This is a genomic window from Secundilactobacillus kimchicus JCM 15530 (assembly GCF_001433995.1).
GTDB lineage: Bacteria > Bacillota > Bacilli > Lactobacillales > Lactobacillaceae > Secundilactobacillus > Secundilactobacillus kimchicus.
Genome location: NZ_AZCX01000001.1, coordinates 301,774 through 325,616 on the forward strand (window position 1 = coordinate 301,774; position 23,843 = coordinate 325,616).

A 23,843-nucleotide genomic window follows, 5' to 3' on the forward strand; every position below is an offset into this window, starting at 1 on the left:
CCTAACTAGACCAATTTTATTTTAATTCACGTCTTCATTGCTGATAAACCACGTTTTGCTCACCTAATAACAATTTAAGCTCTTGACCCACTGTGGGCGTCGGTGCCAGCCAAAAACGACGTGCTAAAACCCGCTTAGTGTCGTCTTTTACCCGGAATAAAATCACCGGAACGTCGCCGGTTTCCTTGGCTAACAAATCGTTTAACGCCTGATGAACAGCGGCCGTATCGTGCTCGATATCCATCCGCAAAAACCACCGTGGGGGCGCCGGCAAGGACCGGTGTTCGGTTTCTTTGCCCTGATTAGCGGTGGCCGCCGGCACCAGAGTATTCGCCACGACCTGCACATTGCCCCGGTTAGTTTCCGTTTTTCCCGTGATGACAACCACTTGGTTTTGGTCAAGCCATTCTGTGACTGACCGGTACAAATTGGGAAAGACGGTAACGCTCACGTCGCCGGTCAAGTCGTTACCGGTCAAAAAGGCCATTTGGTCCCCACGCTTAGTGCGGATAGTCCGCACTTTTGTGAGGTAAATGACCAAGGTGACGGCTTGGTCGGCGACGAGATCCGCAATGGGTGTTGCGTGTTTTTCGGTCATCAACGACTGGTACTGCTCGACCGGATGACCGGATAAATACGCCCCTAAGTATTCGTCCTCCTTAGCGAGCTTAGCCGTCAACGAGAGATCCTTTACCGGTTTGATTTTCGGCGCTAAAGCCTCAAACAAATCCACGCTGTTACCACTCAGTTCAACACTGCTTAAAAATTCCGGTAAGCTAGTCACTAATTCCGCCCGGTTGGCACCGAATTGATCAAAAGCGCCGGCATAAATTAGCGCCTCAAGAAGATCCTGCTTACGCCACTTTTCATCTAGCCGTAACAGAAATTGGTGAAGTGACTTGAACGGCCCATTTGCGTCACGTTCACGGAGTAGGTCCCGTAAAAAGTCACGGCGAATGCCCTTGATGGACCCTAATCCGAACCGAATTGCCCCATCTGTTAGTTGAAAAACGGACCCGGAACGGTTCACATCGGGTGGTAAAATGGCCACCTGATGGCGCTTAGCTTCCATTAAGTAAAGCTTGGTCTTGGCCCCATTATTTAACACTGAATTTAAGAGTGCCGCAAAAAAGGCAGCCGGATAGTGGGCCTTGAGGTACGCCAGTTCAAAGGCCATTTTACTATACGCAACAGCGTGTGACCTGTTGAAACCGTAGTTAGCAAATCGGTCAATATAGTCAAATGTCCGAACGGCATTTTCCGTGGAGACCCCGTTTTTCTCAGCCCCTTCGACGAACCGCTTTTGCATCGCGTCCATCGTTTGCTTTTTCTTCTTACTCATCGCCCGTCGCAATAAATCGGCTTGACCTAACGTAAAGCCCCCCATAATTGAGGCGGCCTGCATCACTTGTTCCTGATAGACGATAATCCCGTAAGTGGGAGCTAAAATTGGTTTTAAGGACGCATCTGGGTAGGTAATGGGTTCCTGATTGAACCGGCGACGAATGAAGTGATCGATATTTTCCATCGGCCCTGGTCGGTAAAGCGCATTGACTGCGGCGACTAATTCAAAGCTATCTGGCCGAAGCCGCTGCAAGACGTTCTTGATCCCCGCCGATTCAAATTGAAAGACACCATTGGTATCTCCGTGCTGAAACAGCGCTAGCGTGGCCGGGTCATCAAGGGGAACCTGCTCGATTGGTAATTGTTGACCTGTCTGTTCGTGCACCATCTTGAGGGCGTTAGCCATAATAGAGAGGTTCCGAAGCCCCAAGAAGTCCATTTTAAGTAAGCCTACCTGTTCCACGTAATCCTTAGTGTACTGCGTCATTAACATTTCTTCTGAGCCATTTTGAACCGGCACGATTTCGGTTAACGGGTGGTCACTTAACACCACCCCGGCCGCATGGGTCGAATAATGACGGGGTAACCCCTCAAGTTTAACGGCCGTCTCAAAGAGGAGTGCATTGGTCTCAGAATCACTGATAAGGTTTTTTAACGGTTGCGACTGCGCCAACGCCTCTTTTAAACTAACGTGGAGTAAGTTTGGAATGGCGTTACTCCACGTACTTTGTTCGTATGGTCGAAGCCCAAAAACCCGGCCAACATCCCGAATGGCCTGCTTAGCAGCCAAGGTCCCAAAGGTGATGATCTGCCCTACCCGCTCATGACCGTACTTGTCATGCGTGTATTGAAGCACCTCATCACGCCGATCGTCAGGAATGTCCAAGTCAATATCAGGCATTTGCGCTCGTTCTTCGTTTAAGAACCGTTCAAATAATAGGTTAAACGCGATGGGATCCACATCTGTGATCCCCAACACATAAGCAACGAGCGACCCGGCCGCTGATCCCCGGCCCGGGCCGGTGATAATCCCGGAGGACCGACTGAAGCGCATGACGTCCCAAACGATTAAGAAATAATCGTTAAACCCCATCCGGTCAATAACCGCTAACTCGTGGGCCAGCCGGTCAGAGTATGCCGGTTGGTCAACGGGCGCAATTTGATTTTGCTGGAATCGGCGCTTCAACCCTTGCTCACAAAGGGTCTGAAGGTACGCCTGAGCCGACTGCCCATCCGGTGTTTTAAACACTGGCAGTTGCGGTTTTTGAAACTGAAGTTGAACCGAGCAAGTGGCCGCCACGTGGGCACTTTCCTGAGCAGCTGCACCCAACCCGGCCGCCTTAAATTCGGCTTCAAAATCGGCAGCGGGTTTCAGCCATAGCTGGCCAGTTTTCGCCTTTGCGTCCGCTAAGTGACTAATCGTTGTGCCATCTTTAATGGCCGTTAGGACTTGCACGGCAAAATGATCATTGGCATTTAGATATGCGATGGTCGGTAAAGCCACTAGGGCCACCCGAAAATCAGCTGCCAGTGTCTTAAGCTGTCGGACGACCGCCGCTGGCTGGTTCGCATTGGCGCCAATCAAGATACTTTGCGCATCCACCACAGCGACTTGGCGGTGAATTAACTCTTCAACCGCAGCCATATTACCCTGTAGCAACCAATGGGCTAACTCACCTTCAACTGGATTAATAACCATCAAATGGTCCAGCAGCGGGGCAACCACTTTAAAGTCAAGGGGGCCTTCCGTTGCTTGAGTATTTTTTAGGGAGCTTAATTTCATGAGGTGCTGATAACCCACAAAGTCCTTCGCCAGTAAAACCAAATCAAAGGCTTGGTCTTCGGCCACGATGCCAGACGTTGTCAGTGTCAGACCAAAAACGGGCTGAATTCCTGCCCTTTGGCAAGCCTGATAAAAAGCTACCGTCGCGTACATGACGTTTCGATCCGTTAAGGCGATGGCCTGATAACCACGTTCTTTAGCGGCTTTCACAAGGTCGTCAATGGAGGTCGTACTTTGAAGTAAACTAAAACTACTAATCACGCTAAGGGGGACAAAGGCCATCTTAACCATCCTTTCTGTTCCATATTATACCAAAGAAAACCAATAAACCGCCGATTTCCAATTGCTTTTTAGCCGAATTGTGATAAACTTTTTAAGTGATTGAGAGGTGCTCAAAGTGAAATTATTAGAAGCAAACTTAGTCGTTATCTTCTGGTCCGTCATTTTTGGTGAGGTCATTGGCTACATCGGCGGGGCCCTGGAATTAATGTCTTATAATCGCTTGCAAATTGGTGTCGTAGCAGCCATCGTTGGCTTAATCTTCGTTAACGGGGTTCACCTACTAAGCCGATCAGACGCGTCAAAAAGTCAAAATTAAATCAAAAAAAGCTGTGGCTAAGCCGCAGCTTTTTTTGTATGGTGCAAAGGTTAACTAACAACGTCAAACGTTAAGCCGTCCTGAGTTTCATTGATATCAATGTTAACCGTGCTATGAGCCGTTGCCCGGCCGCCAATAATCAGTTTAGCGAGTGGCGTCTCTACTTCATTAACCACCGTCCGTTGGAGTGGTCGGGCGCCAAACGCAGGTAAATAGCCCCGCCGAGCCAACCACTGAGCCGCTGCCGCGGTAATCTGCAACCCAATTTCTTGTTCGGCAACTCGGTTGGCTAAACCGTCAATTAACTTTTGAACAATCTGAGTGACATCCGTCATCGTCAGGGGCTTAAACATAATCGTATCATCGATCCGGTTTAAAAACTCTGGCTTAAACGCTTGTTGAAGGAGACTAGCCACCTGAGTTTTCGCTTCAGGTGAAATGACGCCCTTATCATCCGTTCCTTCCAAAAGCCGATCAGACCCAAGGTTAGAAGTCATAATCAACAAGGTGTTTTTGAAGTTCACGGTCCGACCTTGACCATCCGTTAAGCGACCGTCATCTAGGACTTGCAGCAAGACGTTAAAAACGTCTGGGTGGGCTTTTTCAACTTCATCAAACAGGATAATGGCGTACGGATGGCGCCGGACCGCTTCGGTCAACTGGCCCCCCTGCTCATAGCCCACGTATCCCGGTGCAGCCCCGACGAGACGGGATACCGATTCCTTTTCCATATATTCGCTCATATCAATGCGAACCATCTGGTCTTCTGAATCAAATAACGCCTCTGCTAATGCCTTAGCGAGTTCCGTTTTTCCAACGCCCGTCGGACCAAGGAACAAGAAACTCCCCAACGGTTTGCTTGGATCCTGCAAACCGGCGCGCGACCGGAGCACAGCGTCTGAAACCGCCGTCACTGCTTCATCCTGACCAATAACTCGGCGATGCAGGTTATCCGCTAGATGGAGAAGTTTTTCTCGCTCGCTGGCAACCAGCTTAGTCACGGGAATTCCGGTCATTTTCGCAACAACAACCGCAATTTCTTTTTGAGTCACCGATTCTTCGACTAACCAGTCCCCATCTTGATCACGTTGTTCCATAGCGGCCAGCTCTTGCTGCAACTGTGGGATGGTCCCGTGTTGTAAAATAGCCGCCTGGTTTAAATCGTAATTCTTTTCGGCCGTTTCTAAGTCCCGGTTAGCCTTATCGAGTTCGGCCTTTTTTTGGCCAAGCGCAGCCAATGACTGCTTTTCGGCATCCCAGCGCGCGTTCAGGTTACCGACCCGCTCCTTAATGTCGGCTAGTTGCTTTTGAACTGCAGCTAACCGTTCTTTAGAGCTGACGTCGGTTTCTTGCTTCAATGCGGCCTCTTCCACTTCTAAGCGCATCATTTGACGCCGGGCAGTATCCAACTCGGTTGGCGCCGAGTTCATCGCCACTCGAATTGCTGCTGAGGCTTCATCAATCAAATCAATGGCCTTATCGGGCAAGTATCGGTCAGTTATATAGCGGTCCGATAGTTTAGCCGCAGCCACTAACGCATTATCATGAATTCGGACGCCGTGGTGGATTTCGAAACGTTCCCGGAGTCCCCGTAAAATGGTAATCGTATCGGCCACTGTAGGTTCGGCAACTTGCACCTTTTGGAACCGCCGTTCAAGCGCCCGGTCTTTCTCCATGTATTCGCGGTATTCATCAATCGTGGTGGCCCCAATCAGATGCAGCTCGCCACGGGCTAACATGGGTTTTAACAGGTTTCCAGCGTCCATGCTGCCTTCCGTTTTACCAGCCCCAACAATGTTGTGAATTTCGTCGATGAACATGATAATCTGCCCGTCGCTTTTTTTCACTTCGTTTAAGACGGCTTTTAATCGCTCTTCAAATTCTCCACGGTACTTGGCCCCCGCAATCAGGGCCCCCATATCTAATGAAAACAGGGTCTTATCCTTTAAGTTTTCAGGAACGTCGCCCTTTACAATCCGTTGGGCTAGTCCCTCCACAATGGCCGTTTTACCCACCCCCGGTTCCCCAATTAAAACCGGGTTATTCTTCGTCTTTCGCGATAGGATTCGAATCACGTCTAGAATCTCATCGTCGCGGCCAATGATTGGGTCCCGCTCACCAGTCCGCATCGCTTGGACTAAATCAATCCCGTATTTTTCTAGCGCTTGGTATTGATCTTCTTGGTTCTTAGAGGTCACCCGCGCGCCGCTGCGAATAGTTTGAACCTTATTTTTTACCTGTTGCTCGGTAAGTCCTTGCGCCTTTAAAAAGTCGGTCAAGCGGTTGCCTGAGAGTTGCATCAGAGCAATCACCAGCGTATCGGTGGCAATATAGTCGTCATTAAAATCCTTCTTGACGATTTCGGCTTTTTGGAGCAATTGGTACAAGTCGGGAGAAATATTTTGACCGTAAGTCACTGAATCTCCAGCGACACTTGAAACAGCCTCTAATTCGGCGTCTAACTCCCGGTTTAGCTGGGTCATCTCCACGCCTAGTTCACTCAACAACTGGCGACCAAGTTGGCCAGGTTGAACGAGGTATTTAAATAAATGCGCCACCCCGATTGCTTGGTGCTTTCGGGTCACTGCAATTTGTTGGGCTTCGGCGATCGCATCCGCCACAGCCTGGGTCAATCCATCAGGGTTCATGAATTCATCGTCCTTTTCTTCTTGATTATGACCCATATCTTAACACAGGTTTGACCAAAACGGACCATAATTTGACCAATTTTGACCTTTATTTTTTTACCGCACTATTCCCACCTTTTTGGCCAGCAAAAAACCGCTGATTATCTCAGCGGTTTAAACGTTACGATTGGGCCAGTGTGAGTTCAATAATTTTTAAAATAACATCAGTCGCTTTCGCCATCGTTTCCGTTGAGACGTACTCGTAACGACCATGCATGTTTTCACCGCCCGCAAACAGGTTAGGCGTGGGCAACCCTAAAAATGAAATTTTTGACCCATCGGTTCCGCCACGAACTGGGGCAATATCTGGTTTAATATCGAGTGCTTCCATTGCTTCTTTAGCAAGGGTCACCACCCCCATGTCCCGTTCAATCACTTCACGCATGTTATAGTATTGGTCCTTCAGCTTAAGCGTGACCGTCCCAGCACCATACGTGGTATTAAGTTGTTGTACGATAGTTTGCATCAGTTGTTTCTTTGCCTCAAACTTCTGGCGATCATGATCCCTAATAATATAACCCATTGAGGCCGCATCCACGGTTCCCGTTAGCTGATACAGGTGGAAAAAGCCTTCCCGACCGGCCGTTTTTTCTGGCCGATCATGGGCTGGCAATTCATTATGAAAATCAATCGCCACCTGCAGGGCATTCACCATGACGTCCTTAGCATCGCCAGGGTGAACATTCGTTCCCTTCACCTGAAGTTGCGCGTCTGCTGCGTTAAACGTTTCATATTCCAATTGTCCCAACGGTCCACCATCAACTGTATAGGCAAATGCAGCGCCAAAGTCGGCCACATCAAAGTGATCGGCTCCGGTCCCAATTTCTTCATCGGGCCCAAGTCCAATCTGAACCGTCCCGTGCTTAATCTCCGGATGCTCAATTAAGTAGGCCATAGCGGTCACAATTTCGGCCACGCCCGCCTTATCATCGGCGCCTAATAAGGTGGTCCCATCAGTGGTAATTAACGTTTGACCCGCGTATTTTTTCAAACTTGGAAAGACGGCTGGATCCAGTAGGTACGTCCCTTCTTTATCGAGTTTGATTACTGACTGACCATCGTAATTCGGCACAATCTGTGGTTTCACGTTTTCGGCGTTAAAATCAGCCGTATCAATGTGGGCGATAAACCCCACCGCTGGTGCCTCAGTTTCAACATTGGCGGGAAGCGTCGCCATCACGTACCCGGTTTGAGCATTAATATGAACATGACTCAAGCCAATTGTGGTTAACTCGTCGGCCAGTTGCTTGGCAAACTCAACCTGACTCTGGGTGGATGGCACCGTTGTGCTGGTCTCATCGGAGCGAGTTTCAACTTTAACATACTTTAAAAATCGAGGAATCAACGTTTCATAAGTCATTGCATTCACTACCTTTCAGGGTTAGACAAACGTAAAAGGATCCGTGTTCAACTTGGAAGCCACAATTTCGATTGGCCACTTATGATCCAACTGCCAGTCTTCAAACAATTCGGTCAACTTCGGTTTACAAATCTGTTCAATATGGTGACCGGGATCTACCACGGTCAAGCCGCTAGCCAACATGTCGTGACCTGTGTGATAATACACGTCACCCGTGACGTAGGCATCCGCGCCGGCAGCGATGGCGTCTGGATAAAACCGTCCACCGTCACCACCTAAAACAGCCACCCGGTGAATCATTTTTAACGGGTCCGCCGCCACAAGTCGCAGACCCGCCACGCCAAAGATGGCCTTACAGTACTCAGCAAAATCGCGGGCCGTCATTGGCGTAGCCAAATCACCCACCCGTCCCATATAAAACGTTTTGGCGGCGTCTCTAAGGGGAATCAACTGCAACGATGGATGGCCGCCAGGAAAGACGTCGTTAACTGCTTGAACGGTGGCGTCGACGTGACTGTCACTGACGCGAGCTTGAATGGCCACTTCATCGGTTTGCGTCCGTTCGCCCACCGGACCCAATTCAGGATCAGCCCCGCTTAACGGGGTAAACCAACTGGTCCCATTCCATTCGTAGCTCGTCCCTTTATAACGGTCAATGTTACCAGCACCGCTACCCACCATTGCAAGCCGGACCGCGTCCGCGTACACCGGTGACACGTGAACTGTCAACAAATATTCGGCTTCCGTTTTTTCGGGCACTAACCCCACCGGATTCACCAGCTGAAGTGCCTCAGCAAGCCAGTCATTCATACCACCATCTGCATTATCTAAGTTGGTATGCGCGGCATAAACGGTGATGTGATTTTCGATAATTTTGGCATACATGGCATTCTGTGGGACTGATAGATCCATGTTTTTAACTGGTCGAAACATGGCCGGGTGATGGGCAAAAATGAGGTCAGCTCCGACGGCAATAGCCTCATCCACCACTTCCGGACGAACATCTAATGTGACTAACACTTTACTAACTTCCGCGTCTAAGGACCCCAATTGCAGTCCGACTGGATCGCCAGCCATTGCCAGCCGCTGGGGGGCGAATTGCTCAAATTGGGTCGTTAATTCTCGAACTTTCATTTGATGACCTCCAAGATGTGCCTTAATCGTTGTTCAAATTTCTGAATCTTTGCCACTGGTGCGGGTTGTGCTTGCCGCATTGTTTCAATAACCGTCTGAAGGCGACCCGCTTCACGTTGCCATTTTTTAACAAAGACTGGTGACTTATCCCGAATTAAGAACGGACCAAATAACAGTTCTTGTTCTGAATAAGTAACTGGTTCAACCACTGGGTCCCCAACGATAATTTCGTAAATGTGGCCGTCTTCTTCTAAAATCTGCTCCGTCGTAATCTGATAATCATGCGCCTGTAACCATCGGCGAACATTATCTTCGCCGACGTTGGGCTGCAAAATTAGGCGCTCGTGGTGCGACAGTCGTTCAAAACCCGTCGTTAAAATAGTCGTAATCAAGGTGCCGCCCATGCCAGCGATGACAACTGTATCAATCTGATCAGTTGGCATCACTGCCAATAAGCCGTCCGCCAATCGGGAAGCAACTAAGGTCGAGACACCCGCCCTTTGAATTTCTTGCGACGCATTGTCGTGCGGCCCCTTTGCAACCTCGCCCGCAATCGCAAAGTCAATGTGGTGCTCGTTAGCCAGGTAAACGGGGAGGTACGCGTGATCCGACCCAATATCAGCCAATCTGGCATGGTCAGGGACGAACTGGGCAACCGTTTGAAGTCGATTTGATAGGTGGGTACCGTTCATTTAAGTGACGCTCCTTTATTTTTCATCTTCTATCTAGTATAAGCTACTCCTCAAGACTTCGCCTAGTCCTTTCCGGAAAAAACAAACAAAAAAACCCGACCAGCCAATGGCCAGTCGGGTTTTGAAATACGGTTTAATATCAGAAGGATTACTCCAAAAAGTCCTTTAATTGCTTTGAACGAGATGGATGCCGTAATTTCCGCAAGGCTTTTGCTTCGATTTGACGAATCCGTTCCCGAGTCACACCAAAGACCTTGCCAACCTCTTCAAGGGTCCGAGTGCGACCATCATCCAAACCAAACCGCAGACGCAAGACGTTTTCTTCACGATCGGTCAGCGTATCCAAGACACTTTCGAGTTGTTCCTTCAACAATTCGTAAGCGGCATGGTCAGCTGGACTGGTTGCGTCATCGTCTTCGATAAAATCACCCAAGTGAGAATCGTCTTCTTCACCAATTGGTGTTTCCAACGAAACTGGTTCTTGCGCAATCTTCAAGATTTCACGGACCTTTTCGGTTGGCATATCCATTTCAGCCCCGATTTCTTCGGGAGTTGGTTCCCGACCAAGGTCTTGAAGGAGTTGACGTTGAATCCGAATCAACTTGTTGATGGTTTCAACCATGTGCACCGGAATCCGGATGGTCCGAGCTTGATCGGCAATCGCCCGGGTAATGGCCTGTCGAATCCACCAAGTGGCGTAAGTTGAAAACTTGAATCCCTTTCGGTAATCAAACTTTTCAACAGCCTTCATAAGGCCCATGTTTCCTTCTTGGATCAAATCCAAGAACTGCATGCCACGGCCCACGTAACGCTTAGCAATCGAAACAACTAACCGTAAGTTGGCTTCTGCTAATTCTTGCTTAGCTTGTTCGTCACCTTGTTCAATTCGCAGAGCAAGGGCAACTTCTTCGTCCGCCGTTAACAGCTTAACACGACCAATTTCCTTCAGATACATCCGAACGGGATCGTTGATTTTAACACCTGATGGGGCACTCGTGTCTTTCAACTCCGTCTTGGTCACTTTTTTAGCGGCCTTAACAGCCCGAGCGTCTGGATCACCGTTCTCGTCGACAACGCTGATCCCAGCGTCTTCAACACTCTCCAGTAACTTGTCCATCTTTTTAGCATCTAAGCTAAATGGTGACGCAACTTTATCGGAGAGTTCATCATAGGTGATGTGCCCTTCTTTTTTATAATCTTTGATGAGTCCTTTGACGGCTTTATCGTATGCTTTCTCGTCGAAAGTCTTCGTTGTCTTCTTTTCTGCCATTATAAAGCCCCCTAAGCTTGTCTGTTTGATTGCTTTTGTTGTTGTAACTTAACGATTTCAACCACCAATTGCTTTTGGCGATCAAAATCACCAAGGCGGGTCGCTTCAGCCAAGGCCTGTTTGCGGTCCTTCAGCCGGCTTTCAAGTGGCGCATCGTCGGAAATGACGTGGAAATAATCACTAATCTCATCTTCACTTGACGCGTCACTGACTTGCATGTTCTCTAGTTCAATGACCAGGTTTTGCAGGTGATCATCTTGAATAAAGTCCACAAACTGCGCAGGCGAATACGCCTGATGGGTTTGAAAATAGCCCTGCGCCAGCATGAAAATTAACTGATAATCTTCATGAACAAAGCTAAATCCCGGCTGGCCGGTCACCCACAACCAAACCGAGTGTTCATGTAACATTCGGTAAAGCAGGTGGCGTTCGGCTCGCAAGACCCGGTCAATCGGCACGATTTGCCGGTGCTGAGTCACAACTGGCGGCTCAACTTGACGACGAGCCGGCTGCTGTTTGGGTGGCGCAACGGTTGGTTTAACCATTGCCAGTTGTTGTTTCAAGCTCGTCTTATCCAGCTGATAATCGTTAGCCAACTGCGTCAAATAAACGTCTTGCTCAACCGGCGAGGTCATGGTGGCCAGAATGGCTAAAACTGCTTCGATGTAATCCAACCGGCCAGCATCCGTATTCACATCGTACTGGGATCTTAAGTACCGCATGGAAAAGGCGACCGGTGTTTCACGCGCAGTTAAGAGCGCCGCCTTGAGCTTTTCCTCACCGTACTTTTGCCGGTATTCGTCAGGATCCAACCCCTCTGGCATCGTAATGACACCCAATTTGAGGCTGGACTGCTCACGAATGTTGGTGAGGGCCCGATCCGTGGCTTTTTGGCCGGGAACGTCACCGTCATAGCACACGTACAACTGTTGCGTCACTCGCGACAGGGCGTAAATTTGCTCTTCCGTTAAACTCGTTCCCATTGACGCAACGCCGTTAGTCACACCCGCTTGGGTGGCCGACATGACATCCATGAAACCTTCAAACAAGATCACATCCCCAACCTTGCGAATGGCACCACGGGCTTGATCAAAATTAAATAACACTTTGCGTTTGTTAAACAGGTCCGTCTCCGGGCTGTTCAAATATTTAGGCTGATCATCGGCTTTCGCCAACAGTCGCCCGGAAAAGGCCACCGTTTGGCCACCTTCGTTGCGAATCGGATACATAATGCGATCCACGAATCGATCACGAAGCTCACCCTCTTGGTTTTCAATAAATAACCCTGAGTGACGCAACGTCTGATAATCAACTTGGCGCTCGTCAAAGAACCGTTTTAACAACCGGTTCTGCGGTGCAAAGCCCAAGTTAAACGCGTCAATCGTTGCGTCAGTTAGCCCGCGCTCGTGCAGGTACGCCAGCGCTGGCTGGCCGAGTTCAGTATTGACCAACACGTGGTGGAACAGCTTTCCCGCCGCCTCGTGCAACTCGATCAACGCCGAAGTTTTTGCATCGACTGGTCGGTTTGCCGTTTCATTAGCAGCGGACAAGACCGAATCAGAAAGTGGCACGTGTGAAAATGCAGCAACTTTTAAAACCGCTTCTTGGAAACTTAAATTTTCAAGTTCCATTAAGAATTTAAAAACGTTGCCGCCACGACCACAACTAAAACAGTGAAAAATCTGCTTACTTTCAGAAACCGAAAACGAGGGCGTTCGCTCCTCATGAAACGGACACAACCCGAACAGGTTTTTCCCTGACTTTTGGAGTTGAACATACTGGCCCACAAAATCCACAATATTAGTGGCGTTGCGAACCTCCTCAACAACTTCTTCGGGTATTCTAGCCAATGGCTCAGCCCCTTTCGAACGTGACAATTTTGCCTGTAATCAACAAAATTTGACGCTACGCAATCTGTCAGACCGCGTAGAGACACATAATATATAATAGCACATAATTACCAGAAGTCCATCAATTAACTCTTCCCAACACAAAATACCAACACCGAAAGCCGATGTTGGTATTTATCGTTAGGTTCATTAATAGCACAACTGAATCATATCACGTTTTGCGTGATTCGCCAATCACGATGATTTATTTCACGATTAATTGGTTCAGGTCCCCAAGTCGGTAAATCAAATCAGCAATTAGCTGCAATTGGTTCAACCGGTTGTTCTTGACCTTCGAGTCGTCAGCCATGATCATAGTGGCTTCAAAATAGTCAGTAATTGGGGTTTTCAACTGAGCTAAAGCCTTAAAGTAATCCGCGACATCGAGGTCATCTGCTTCATCTTCGACGGCTTGCACGGCCTTTTCTAGTGCTGCTTCGCTGTCGTTTTCAAACAGCTGGGCATCCACCAAAACGTCGCCATCGGTCGTCCGCTTTGCTGCCAAACGTAGGACCCGGTTCAAAGCCTCGATGATTTCTTTAAAGTCGTCATCTGACTGGTGTTCGGCCAGAACCGTTGCCGCTTCAAAGTTATCCAGTAAATCGGTGTTCGGCCCACTTACGACGGCGTCAATAATGTCGTGACGCACTTTTTCACCTTGCAAAATGACCTTAACACGGTCCTTCAAGAAGGCAAAAACAGTTGGTACCTGGCTCAACTGGTCTAAATCTGGCGCAACGTTGGCAGCCTTTTCAGCCGCCAATAAGGCCCGGACCATTTGTTCATCAAAGGACCATTTTTCGTTTCTGATAATTCGAACGATTCCACTGGCTTGACGTCGCAATGCGTATGGGTCATTAGACCCGCTGGGAATCATTCCTGCTGCGAAGAATGTTAGGATGCTGTCCAGCTTATCAGCGACAGCCAACACAGCCCCAACCTTGGTGGCGGGAAGATCACCATCCGCACTAATTGGCATGTAGTGCTCGCGAATTGCCGCTGCAGTCGCTTTGGATTCTCCCTTTAACAGAGCGTACTTTTCACCCATAATCCCTTGCAATTCCGCAAACTCGCCAACCATACCGGTCACTAAGTCAAACTTATAAAGCTGACTTGCCCGATCCAAGGCTGCCTGCTCATCGTCGGATAAGCCAAACTGCGGTCCGAGTGATTGGCCAATAGCGTGAACCCGCTGCATTTTATCGTACATGGTGCTGATTTTATCGTGGAAGCTAACAGTTTTGAGACGCTCGACGTAATCCGCCAAGTCGGGTTTTTGGTCTTCTTCATAGAAGAACATTGCATCTGATAATCGGGCCGCCAACACTTTTTCATTTCCTGCGACAACGTTTTCGATATACTCCCGATTTCCGTTTCGAACCGACACAAAGTGGGGTAGCAAACGACCCTGTTGATCCAACACGTAAAAGAAACGTTGGTGATCGCGCATTGAGGTAATCAAAACTGCTTCAGGAATAGCGAGATACTTCTCATCAAAACTGCCCGCAAAGGCTGTTGGCCATTCAACCAAATTGTTGACCTCTTCCAACAGATCAGCATCAATGTTAATTTGCCAATTGTTTTGGCTAGCCAACGTCTCAATCTGTTTGCTGATTTCGGCTTTTCGTTTAGCGGCATCCGCAATGACAAACTGTTCTGTCAGGGCTGCTTCGTAATCTTGGGCGTTGGTTAACGTCACGTCTTGACCCAAGAAGCGATGGCCGCGGGTCTCCCGATCAGTGTGCACATCTAAGATGCTGAACGGAATAACTGTGTCATCAAGTAGGGCAACTAGCCATTTAATGGGCCGGACATATTCGAAGTGATACTCTCCCCACTTCATCATCGTTGGGAACGTCAACCGCTTAATAACATCTTCAAATCCTGCCAGGACACTTTCAACGGGTTGGCCTTCGATGTGTTTGTTGACGTAAACGTACTCGGTCCCCTTTAATTCCTTAAAGGTGATATCGTCAGTTGTGACACCTTGACCCTTTGTAAATCCAATCGCTGCTTTCGACCAATTTCCCGCATCATCTTGCGCAATTTTTTTAGCCGGTCCCTTAACCTCTTCATCAATGTCGGGTTGTTTATCAGCTAGTCCCGAAATTTGGAGTGCTAATCGCCGTGGGGTTGAAAAAGCCTTCAGCTTGTCAAACGTAATCCGTTGTTCTTTCAGATAGGCTTTTGCTTTTTGTTCGAATTGCTTAATACTAGGTGTCACAACGTGAGCTGGCATCTCTTCAAGCCCAATCTCAACTAGAAATGTGTGCGCCATTATTTGTCATCCTCCCCTTTAGCCAACAAGGCTTGTCGCTTTTCTTCATCCTTAATTAACGGGAAGCCAAACTTTTCACGTTCTGCAACAAAGGCGCGGGCAACCTGCCGGGCCATATTGCGAATTCGAGACAGGTAGCCGGCCCGTTCTGTAACTGAAACGGCGCCGCGCGCATCCAACAGGTTAAATGTGTGGGAACACTTTAAGATGTAATCGTAGGCGGGATGCACGAGTCCGTTGGCCATTTGAGCTTTAGCTTCGCGTTCATAATCATCAAACATCTGTAACAGCATGTCCTGATTACTCTTTTCAAAACTGTAGGTAGAGTGTTCGATTTCTGGTTCCCGGAAAATATCGCCGTATAGGACGCCGTCGCCCCATTCCAAATCAAACACATTATCAACGTCTTGAATGTAAGACGCCAATCGTTCCAACCCATACGTAATTTCAGAGGTCACTGGGTCGACTTCCATGCCACCAACAACCTGGAAATACGTAAACTGAGTAATTTCCATGCCGTCCAACCAAACTTCCCAACCAACACCAGCACAACCCATTGACGGGTTTTCCCAGTTATCTTCAACGAACCGAATATCGTGTTCTAACGGGTCAATGCCAAGTTCTCGTAAGCTGTTTAAATACAATTCTTGAATATTTTCTGGAGAGGGTTTCATCACAACCTGAAACTGATGATGTTGGTACAACCGGTTAGGGTTTTCAGCGTACCGGCCATCCGCTGGCCGCCGTGATGGTTCAACGTAAGCCGCATTCCAAGGTTCTGGTCCGATCGCCCGTAAAAACGTGTACGGACTCATGGTTCCTGCCCCTTTTTCCGTATCGTAGGCTTGCATTAGCATACAGCCCTGTGCAGACCAATATTGTTGCAAGGTTAAAATGATTTGTTGCATTGCCAATTTCTTGGTCATTGTCTTCCTCCTACTTTGTTTGCCGCGGCCAACTGAACACAAAAAAGCCCTACGCAGACTAACGTCTACGTAGGGACGATTGAATTCGCGGTTCCACCCTACTTCCAAGCAATGCTTGGCAGCTCATTGATCCAGCTAAAAAGTGCCAATTCAACAACGCCCGTTCCGGCTTCCACTCTCCCGGAATCGCTTAGTTCATCAGTCGTTAAACCCTCTTTTATCACAGCCAGCCACTATTTAATTTCTTGTTCATTTTAGGCTTGTCACCTAAAAATGTCAACTCAGCTTCGAGCCAAATCGGTCAAGTTGGTCGATAAACCGCTTGCTTTTCGGATAAACCCCCACTGTATCAGCATAAATAGTATCTAACGCTGCTCGGAGATTGATCTTAGTTTCAGGACGAACTGACACCTGATTTAGGTTCGCTAGATTGACTCGCGAAAACTGTCGCAAGTAGTAGATGGTCCGTTGGTCGAGGTGCATTCGGTGGGGATCCGCACTCAAATGGTGACGACACAATAACCCGCCAAGCGACTCAGAATAATCAAACGGCGCAGTGGTTCCGCCACAGACCACGCAGTTTCGCAAATTGGGGGCCACCCCAAAAAGTTCAAGAAGTTGCACCTCAAAAATGTTGGCAATAATGGCCGGGTCCAACCCTTGGTCAATCCGCGTTAATCCCTGAAAAAGCCGGTTATACCAGCCACCGAGAAGTTCGTTATCCGCAATGGCCAGATCAACCAACGACATGATATACGTCGCATACGCGTTCTTAACGATGTCGTTACTAATCCCCATAAACTGACTAGTTTCTTTGGCCGTCTTGATATAGGACAAGCCCTTATCCCGGATGTCACCGACATAGCCACCATACGTAAACGGTAAGAGATCGGCCGTCATTTTAAATCCCCGTTTGCGAGCCCCCCGAATGAAGAACATCCGCTTTCCCACTTGTTGAGTGGCAAATTTGACGAGTAAATCACGTTCCCGGTACTCCTTGCGATACATCAAGATTCCTGTAAAATCAACGACCTGATTCGCCATCTTTCAACCACCTACTTTAGTAGTCGTCCTTGCGGTACCCATAACTTTGGAGAGCAGATGGTTTGTCCCGCCAGCCTGGCACAACTTTGACCCAAAGTTCTAGAAAAACTTTGTCCGCGAGAAGGTGTTCGATATCCTGACGAGCCAACGTCCCAATTTTCTTGAGCATTGAACCGCCCTTTCCAATCAAAATTCCCTTTTGGGTCGGTCGTTCCACCACAATGGTTGCTTGAACGTGAATTTTCTGCTCGTTTTGCCGACTAATCTTATCAATCACCACGGCCACTGAATGCGGCACTTCTTGCCGGGTTAATTGCAAAACCTTTTCCCGAATGAGCTCAGAGATCACAAACCGTTCTGGGTGGTCGGTCACCTGATCATCAGGATAGTACTGGGGGCCGTTGGGCAACTGTTTTGTCAACGTTTCTAACAGGGTTTCAACGTTGTTGCCTTCCAGCGCTGAAATTGGCAAAACATCAGCCCAATCCAGCGCATCCTTATACTGATCAATTAAGACCAGTAAATCGTCCGGGTGAATCTGATCGATTTTGTTGATGATGAGGTAGACCGGTTTCGTCACGGTCTTAAGCCGGTCAATAATAAAATTATCGCCAGCTCCACGCGTTTGCGTCGCATTGACCATCATTAATACTGCATCCACTTCGTTCAGGGAAGACAGCGCCGACTTCACCATAAAATCACCCAACTGGCTCTTGGGTTTATGAATCCCCGGGGTGTCAATGAACACAATTTGGGCGTCATCAGTGGTGTAGATCCCCTGAATTTTATTTCGCGTGGTTTGTGCTTTATCAGACATAATCGCCACTTTTTGCCCCACTACCCGGTTTAAGAGGGTTGATTTGCCGACATTGGGCCGGCCAACAATGGCCACAAACCCGGATTTGTAATTTGGATTATCCAACTGCGTTCCTCCATTCATTTTTAAAATAATGCCAACACTGCTGGGATGTAAACTAAACAACCAATTAACACCGCAAACAACGCAGACAGTAACACGCCGGCCGCCGCAACGTCTTTTGCCTTTTTAGCAGCGTCATCGTAACGGTTCCCGACCAGCAAATCAACAATTGACTCAACGACGGTGTTTAACACCTCCGCGGAAAAAACAAAAAAGACGGCTAGCGCCACCCATAACCAAGCGTTAATTGACAATCGCAAAACCGCTCCTAAAAGCACCGCTAAGGCTGCTAGCACAAGGTGTTTTCGGAAGTTACGTTCCGTCAAAACCAAGCTTTTTAAGCCGTCCAAAGCGTGTTTAAACGACTGAGCAAATGACTTATTCTTGTTGACTTGATTATCGCGTAAGCCCATAACTGTCTAAAATTTCCCTCTGTAGTTTAAACATGACCTTTTCGTCTTCTGGTTCCATATGATCATAACCGTTGAGATGTAAGAACCCGTGCACCACTAAAAATCCAAGTTCGCGTTCGTACGAATGTTCCAAAAAATCGGCCTGTTCGCCAACCTTATCAACAGACACAAAGATGTCACCCAAATTTTCTGGAATTTCAGCGGCCAACTCGTCATCCATGACGATTGGCAGATCATCATCTTCCGCTGAATCCTCAATGGCAAAACTAATCACGTCCGTCGCCCGGTCAACTCCCCGGTACATTCGGTTAATCTCTTGAATGCGATCATTATTGACAAAGGTGACCGACATCTCAGTATTTTCTGCTAAGTGAATATAGTCCCCGGCGTATTCCAGGATCTTATTAACGAGCGTAACGTGTGCTTCTGGGACGCCCGCTTTTGTTTCATCGTAGATTGCTAAATCCATTATCCGTCTCTTTTCTAATTGTCTGCGTTTTCGTAGGCGTTGATGATGGCTGCCACCACCGGATGCCGGACAACATCATCAGCGGTAAACTGCACAAATTCAATGTGGCTAACGTCCTTGAGGATTCCCATCGCTTGAACTAAGCCGCTTCGGCTGTTCTTAGGGAGGTCAATTTGGGTAATATCACCGTTAATAATCATCTTGGAACCAAAACCCAACCGCGTCAAAAACATTTTCATCTGCGCATTAGTCGTATTTTGTGCTTCGTCTAAAATCACAAAGGCTGATTCGAGCGTCCGACCACGCATGTATGCCAGGGGAGCAATTTCGATCACACCACGGTCCATTAACCGTGTCGTGTGTTCCGCCCCTAAAATGGCGTACAGCGCATCATAGATGGGCCGTAGGTACGGGTCCACTTTTTCCTTTAGGTCACCAGGCAAAAAGCCAAGACTTTCGCCGGCTTCAACCGCTGGACGGGTTAAAATAATTTTTTCCACGTCGCCGCGCTTAAGGGCAGCAACAGCCATAACAACGGCCAAGTACGTTTTCCCGGTTCCAGCAGGTCCAATCCCAAATGTCAAATCATTATTCTTAATCGCCGAAACGTACTGGCGCTGGCCGTAGTTCTTCACCCGAACAGAACGGCCCTTATTATCCTTGATCAACGTTTCGGTATAGAGGTCCTTAAAATAATCCAGCGTCCCCCGATCAGCCATTTTCATGGCACTGACGACGTCCGCACTATTCAGTTGGATCCCCTGTTGAACAAGGTCATCCATGTTCTTAAAAATGGCCATCACCTTGTCCACCTGGAACGGTTCTCCCACCACTTTGATGGAAGACCCCAGCGGATTAACGACCACGTCCAAGCCTTCTTCTAAGAGCGAGACAAACTTATCCTGCGCCCCCAACAATGCAACTTCCTGTGCTGGATCCGTCAGGACAAATTCTTTTTCAATTTGAGTGTTTTCAGCCAAATAGGTTTGACTCCTTTATTATTAATTTTCGTTCCCTTTAATTATACGCCATACACCCCTAATTTGCCCACATGATTCCCCACGGTCGGTTATCAATGAGCAAAAACCGGTCACCTCAATTGAGATGACCGGTCCGGAGATAACGTTTTCTTACTTACTTAATAACGCCTTGACGGCCTTGTTGACAATGGCACCGTCCGCCTTACCCTTGAGTTTTGGCATCACAGCACCCATCATTTTACCAAAATCAGCCATGGAGCTGGCATTCACTTCGGTAGCCGTTGCTTCAACGATTTGTTGCACCTCTTCTTCACTCAACTGCTTAGGCGCATACTTTTCAACCAGCTCAATTTCGGCATCGAGTTGATCGACTAAGTCCTGGCGCCCAGCGTCAGCAAATTCTGTCCGGGACTCCTTGCGTTGCTTTAATTCCCGTGACAACACCGTTAACTCGTCGTCTTCGGTTAAATCATGGCCTAGTTTGACCCGTTCGTTAGTCAAACTAGCCTTGATCATCCGAATCACGTTTAACGCCAACTTATCGTGAGCCTTCATCGCCGTTTTAAGATCATCATTTAACGTTTTTTCTAAAGCCACTTTGAAACCTCTCCTTTCACAAAAAAAGGCCCTGTTGCCAGGAACCTTCATCCAACTAGAAGCGTTTCTTGTTCTTACGCTTTCTTGCTGCTTCTGATTTTAATTTGCGTTTAACACTTGGCTTTTCATAAAATTCCCGCTTACGGTATTCTTGAAGTGTACCGCTTTTTGAAACCGTTCTTTTGAAGCGCCGAAGAGCATCGTCAAGAGACTCGTTTTTGCGAACGACCGTCTTTGTCATGTAAATTCCCTCCCTCCGAGCTCAAATAGTAACTGTTTCGTGTGAGGCGAAAACACCGTCGCTCACCAGTTCTTTTTTATTATACATACCCGGGGGCTCATCGTCAATGATTGAAACCCGATTTATGGCGATCAATGTGGTAAACTGAACTTACCAACATTTTGACTACGGAGGCGTTCGAATGGCACCCATTGATATTTTTATTATTTCAGACTCTTCAGGTGAAACGGCTTTGACGATTGCTCAAACGGCCGTGGCCCAATTTCCGGATAACCCCGTTAAGTACCAACGTTTTCCGTTTATCCAGACGGACAGCATTTTATCCGGCATTTTAAACCTCGCCGCAACCCGTCAAGCGGTCGTTTTTTTCACTCTGGTTAACCATGACCTCAGCGTCCAAGTTGAGTCGTTTTGTCGGGACAACCACCTCGAATTTTTCGACTGCATTCAACCAGCCATGCGCGCTTTAGCTAATCGAACAGGCTCAAATCCCGTGGGCCTGCCAAGCTTGAATCATAACTTAACCGATACCTACTTCGACCGCATCGCGGCTATGGAATTTGCCGTCGCCTATGATGATGGTAAAGATCCGACTGGGTTATTGAAAGCCGACCTCGTCATCCTAGGGGTTTCTCGGACCTCTAAGACGCCGCTTTCACTCTTCTTAGCTAACCGGGGACTAAAGGTGGCAAACCTCCCACTCTCCCCGCAAGCTCAACTTCCCGACGAACTGTGGCAAGTTGACCCTAAAAAAATTATTGGCCTGACAAACAACCCGAGCGTTCTGAGACGAATTCGCCAACAACGGATGATCTCATACGGGTTGCCTGCTGAAAGTGCCTATTCCGATACGGAAAAAATTAAGGAAGAACTCCACTATGCAACTGATATTTATAAAAAGATTGGTTGCCTCGTCATTAACGTTGCGAATAAATCAATCGAAGAAACGGCAACGCTCATCTTGGAGAGCATGGATATTGAACCCGCCGAGGTTGACACCATTCAGGATTAAAGCGGTCATAAAAAAGGATTGGCTTGAAACTTCAAGTCAATCCTTTTTTTAGCGGGCCAAATACGCGTCAAACGGCGCTTGAGCAATGACATCTGCTGCAATGTCAGGGTTAAAACGTTGCGTTTTTAGCATGGTGACTTCGTAACCGTAAGGCGCTAACTTGGTCTTCGAATCAGGGGCAACTGGAACCCATGGCGTTTCCATGATTTTAGGAACAGCCGCCAATGCTGGATGATGTGCAACGTGGTTCAAAGCGTCGAACCCAATAGTCCCCAGTCCCAATAGTTCATGACGATCCTTATGGGCGCCACATTCGTTTTTCGAGTCGTTCAAATGCACAACTTGTAGGCGTTTCAACCCAACCACCTTGTCAAAAGTAGTCAAGACGCCGTCGAAGTCGTTTTTAATATCATATCCGGCATCACTGGTATGACACGTATCAAAACAAACGGAAACCTTATCTGATAACTCGATTTGATCAATCATTTCCCGTAATTGTTCAAACGTAATACCAACCTCAGTTCCCTTGCCAGCCATCGTTTCTAATGCAATGTGGACGTGTTGATCCGGCGTTATGATTTCGTTTAGTCCCTTAGCAATTTGAGCCATCGCCGCTTCGGCCCCTGCGCCGACATGGGCGCCCGGATGAAGGACAATCTGGGTGGCACCAATCGCATCAGCCCGCTTAACTTCTTCCCGCAAAAAATTCACGGCAAATGGGAAGTTTTTTGGTTTGAGAGTATTTCCCAGATTCACGACGTAAGGTGCATGAACGACAATTTGTTGTAAGTCGTTATCAGCCATGTAAGCCCGTCCTGCCTCGATATTTAATTCATCAATCGGTTTTCGGCGAGTATTTTGAGGGGCGCCTGTGTAGATCATGAAAACGTTTTCGCCGTAGCTGGTAGCCTCTTGGGCTGAGCCAAGTAACATCGCTTTACCTTTCATGCTCACATGGGAGCCAATTAACAACGTCATTTTGTCATCTCCTGTTCCATAATTTTGACCACTTCGGCGCTGGCTCGACCCGTTTCCCAACCACAATACTTTTGGCTGAACCCCATCAAGGCTGCCCGGTAGGCCGGAAAACAGCGGTCTTGATAAAACGTATCGAGGGCGGCGTGTAAATCGGATTCCGTAGTCGCTAGTGGGCCCGGGATCTCGGCTTGATAGTTGAAGTAAAAGCCTCGTAATTCGTCACGATAATGGGCTAAATCATACGCGTAAAACAGCATTGGCCGCTCAAGGTTGGCATAGTCAAACATCACCGACGAATAATCGGTAATCAGCAGATCAGCCATCAAATAAAGCTGAGCAATGTCGTTGTCCGCCAGAATTTTGACTCGATCTTCAAATCCAGTAATATCAATATGATCCTTGACCAGATAATGGGGCCGAAGCACTAAAATGGTGTCAGCTGACACGTGCTCAAAAAAGTGGCCAAGATCGAACGGCAGCTTAAAGTGGTAGCGGCCAGCCTTTATTGCATCGTCGTCACGCCACGTCGGTGCGTATAAAATAACCGTCGCTGTGGCGCTTCCGACCAGCTTTTTCTTAATCTGTGCCACAGTCGCCGGTTGATTATCCCGGTACAAAACGTCGTTTCGGGGGTAGCCGACTGGTAAAAACTCATTGTGAAATTGAAATGCGGATCGAAAAACCTTCTTCGAAAAAGCATTTGGCGCAATCAGGTATTGCCAGCGGGCAGCCTCACGAATAAACTGACGGCCGTAGTCTTCGGTGGTATTGCCTGGAATGGCAACGTGTTCAATGTCAACGCCCAGCCGTTTTAACGGCGTTCCATGCCAGGTTTGGATATAGGTGGTTTGGCGGTTTTTCCGCCACCACTGAGGCATCCGTGAGTTAAACACCCACACCTTAGCGTGGGCCATCACCCAGACCCATTTTAATGAAAACCGGCGCAACAGTTTAATCTCAGGATACCGCTGACGAAGTTCTGCATATACCCGTGGTTTGACCGAGAAGTAAGCCGTTTGGCGCAGTTCTGGATGATGCGTCACCAGCTCACGATAAATGGCTGCCGGATTGTCGTTAATATCGTTACCGTTAAAGCTCTCAAAAATCGTTAATTTAGGATTTGGCTTAAAACAAATAAACCCATCGTTTATCACGATGAGTCCATAACGAATAATGAGTTTGAGTCCTTTAACGAAACGCGCCTTTAAAGAAGTCATCATCATTCCCCC

20 protein-coding genes are annotated in these 23,843 nt (G+C 48.1%); 2 read left to right on the plus strand and 18 right to left on the minus strand.

Features of this window, described 5'->3' with window-relative positions; all coding sequences use genetic code 11:
• Window positions 1-34: 34 nt before the first annotated feature.
• The gene (gene dnaE, locus FC96_RS01545) at window positions 35-3,409 is read right to left on the minus strand and encodes a DNA polymerase III subunit alpha (RefSeq protein WP_056941889.1); all 3,375 of its coding nucleotides are present in this window, start codon (window positions 3,407-3,409) and stop codon (window positions 35-37) included.
• A gap of 115 nt (window positions 3,410-3,524) precedes the next feature.
• Between dnaE and FC96_RS01550 the strand changes: the two genes are divergently transcribed.
• Window positions 3,525-3,725, plus strand: coding sequence for a YjzD family protein (locus tag FC96_RS01550; protein ID WP_054659577.1), 201 nt, complete (start codon window positions 3,525-3,527; stop codon window positions 3,723-3,725).
• A gap of 50 nt (window positions 3,726-3,775) precedes the next feature.
• On the opposite strand, the gene clpB is transcribed toward FC96_RS01550, so the two are convergent.
• From clpB to rpsU, 15 genes are all read right to left on the minus strand, one after another.
• On the minus strand, window positions 3,776-6,373 hold the full coding sequence (gene clpB / locus FC96_RS01555) for an ATP-dependent chaperone ClpB (protein ID WP_056941745.1): 2,598 nt from the start codon (window positions 6,371-6,373) through the stop codon (window positions 3,776-3,778).
• Between the two features lie 160 nt (window positions 6,374-6,533).
• Window positions 6,534-7,772: a peptidase T gene (pepT, locus tag FC96_RS01560; protein ID WP_056941746.1), complete on the minus strand. Its 1,239-nt coding sequence runs from the start codon at window positions 7,770-7,772 to the stop codon at window positions 6,534-6,536.
• Window positions 7,773-7,793: 21 nt separating this feature from the next.
• Complete coding sequence (locus FC96_RS01565) at window positions 7,794-8,906, minus strand: Nif3-like dinuclear metal center hexameric protein (protein ID WP_054659579.1); 1,113 nt, start codon at window positions 8,904-8,906, stop codon at window positions 7,794-7,796.
• On the minus strand, window positions 8,903-9,598 hold the full coding sequence (locus FC96_RS01570) for a tRNA (adenine(22)-N(1))-methyltransferase (protein ID WP_056941747.1): 696 nt from the start codon (window positions 9,596-9,598) through the stop codon (window positions 8,903-8,905). The genes FC96_RS01565 and FC96_RS01570 overlap by 4 nt, the downstream gene beginning before the upstream one ends.
• A 148-nt stretch (window positions 9,599-9,746) precedes the next feature.
• On the minus strand, window positions 9,747-10,868 hold the full coding sequence (rpoD, locus tag FC96_RS01575) for an RNA polymerase sigma factor RpoD (RefSeq protein ID WP_056941748.1): 1,122 nt from the start codon (window positions 10,866-10,868) through the stop codon (window positions 9,747-9,749).
• 11 nt (window positions 10,869-10,879) lie between these two features.
• On the minus strand, window positions 10,880-12,718 hold the full coding sequence (gene dnaG / locus FC96_RS01580; RefSeq protein WP_056941749.1) for a DNA primase: 1,839 nt from the start codon (window positions 12,716-12,718) through the stop codon (window positions 10,880-10,882).
• Window positions 12,719-12,962: 244 nt separating this feature from the next.
• On the minus strand, window positions 12,963-15,035 hold the full coding sequence (glyS, locus tag FC96_RS01585) for a glycine--tRNA ligase subunit beta (protein ID WP_056941750.1): 2,073 nt from the start codon (window positions 15,033-15,035) through the stop codon (window positions 12,963-12,965).
• The gene (gene glyQ / locus FC96_RS01590) at window positions 15,035-15,961 is read right to left on the minus strand and encodes a glycine--tRNA ligase subunit alpha (protein WP_056941751.1); all 927 of its coding nucleotides are present in this window, start codon (window positions 15,959-15,961) and stop codon (window positions 15,035-15,037) included. The genes glyS and glyQ overlap by 1 nt, the downstream gene beginning before the upstream one ends.
• Window positions 15,962-16,237: 276 nt before the next feature.
• Window positions 16,238-17,005 (minus strand): DNA repair protein RecO, encoded by a 768-nt coding sequence (recO, locus tag FC96_RS01595; RefSeq protein WP_054659583.1) that lies wholly within the window; start codon window positions 17,003-17,005, stop codon window positions 16,238-16,240.
• Between the two features lie 16 nt (window positions 17,006-17,021).
• Entirely contained in the window at window positions 17,022-17,927 is a 906-nt protein-coding gene (gene era / locus FC96_RS01600; RefSeq protein ID WP_056941752.1) for a GTPase Era, read from the minus strand.
• Between the two features lie 20 nt (window positions 17,928-17,947).
• Window positions 17,948-18,337 carry a diacylglycerol kinase family protein gene (locus tag FC96_RS01605; protein ID WP_056941753.1) on the minus strand — a complete coding sequence of 130 codons (390 nt, stop codon included), beginning with the start codon at window positions 18,335-18,337 and terminating at the stop codon, window positions 17,948-17,950.
• Window positions 18,321-18,806 carry an rRNA maturation RNase YbeY gene (ybeY, locus tag FC96_RS01610; protein ID WP_056941754.1) on the minus strand — a complete coding sequence of 162 codons (486 nt, stop codon included), beginning with the start codon at window positions 18,804-18,806 and terminating at the stop codon, window positions 18,321-18,323. Before ybeY ends, FC96_RS01605 begins: the two co-directional genes overlap by 17 nt.
• Before the next feature lie 14 nt (window positions 18,807-18,820).
• Complete coding sequence (locus FC96_RS01615; RefSeq protein WP_056941755.1) at window positions 18,821-19,786, minus strand: PhoH family protein; 966 nt, start codon at window positions 19,784-19,786, stop codon at window positions 18,821-18,823.
• Between the two features lie 150 nt (window positions 19,787-19,936).
• Window positions 19,937-20,383, minus strand: a complete 447-nt coding sequence (locus tag FC96_RS01620) for a GatB/YqeY domain-containing protein (protein ID WP_056941756.1) — start codon at window positions 20,381-20,383, stop codon at window positions 19,937-19,939.
• 55 nt (window positions 20,384-20,438) lie between these two features.
• Window positions 20,439-20,624, minus strand: coding sequence for a 30S ribosomal protein S21 (rpsU, locus tag FC96_RS01625; protein WP_054659587.1), 186 nt, complete (start codon window positions 20,622-20,624; stop codon window positions 20,439-20,441).
• Window positions 20,625-20,805: 181 nt separating this feature from the next.
• Here rpsU and FC96_RS01630 point away from each other — a divergent pair, with 181 nt between their 5' ends.
• Complete coding sequence (locus FC96_RS01630) at window positions 20,806-21,636, plus strand: pyruvate, water dikinase regulatory protein (RefSeq protein WP_056941757.1); 831 nt, start codon at window positions 20,806-20,808, stop codon at window positions 21,634-21,636.
• A 48-nt stretch (window positions 21,637-21,684) separates the two neighbouring features.
• On the opposite strand, the gene FC96_RS01635 is transcribed toward FC96_RS01630, so the two are convergent.
• Window positions 21,685-22,614 (minus strand): deoxyribonuclease IV, encoded by a 930-nt coding sequence (locus tag FC96_RS01635; protein ID WP_056941758.1) that lies wholly within the window; start codon window positions 22,612-22,614, stop codon window positions 21,685-21,687.
• Window positions 22,611-23,831, minus strand: coding sequence for a CDP-glycerol glycerophosphotransferase family protein (locus tag FC96_RS01640; RefSeq protein WP_056941759.1), 1,221 nt, complete (start codon window positions 23,829-23,831; stop codon window positions 22,611-22,613). The genes FC96_RS01635 and FC96_RS01640 overlap by 4 nt, the downstream gene beginning before the upstream one ends.
• Window positions 23,832-23,843: the final 12 nt, after the last annotated feature.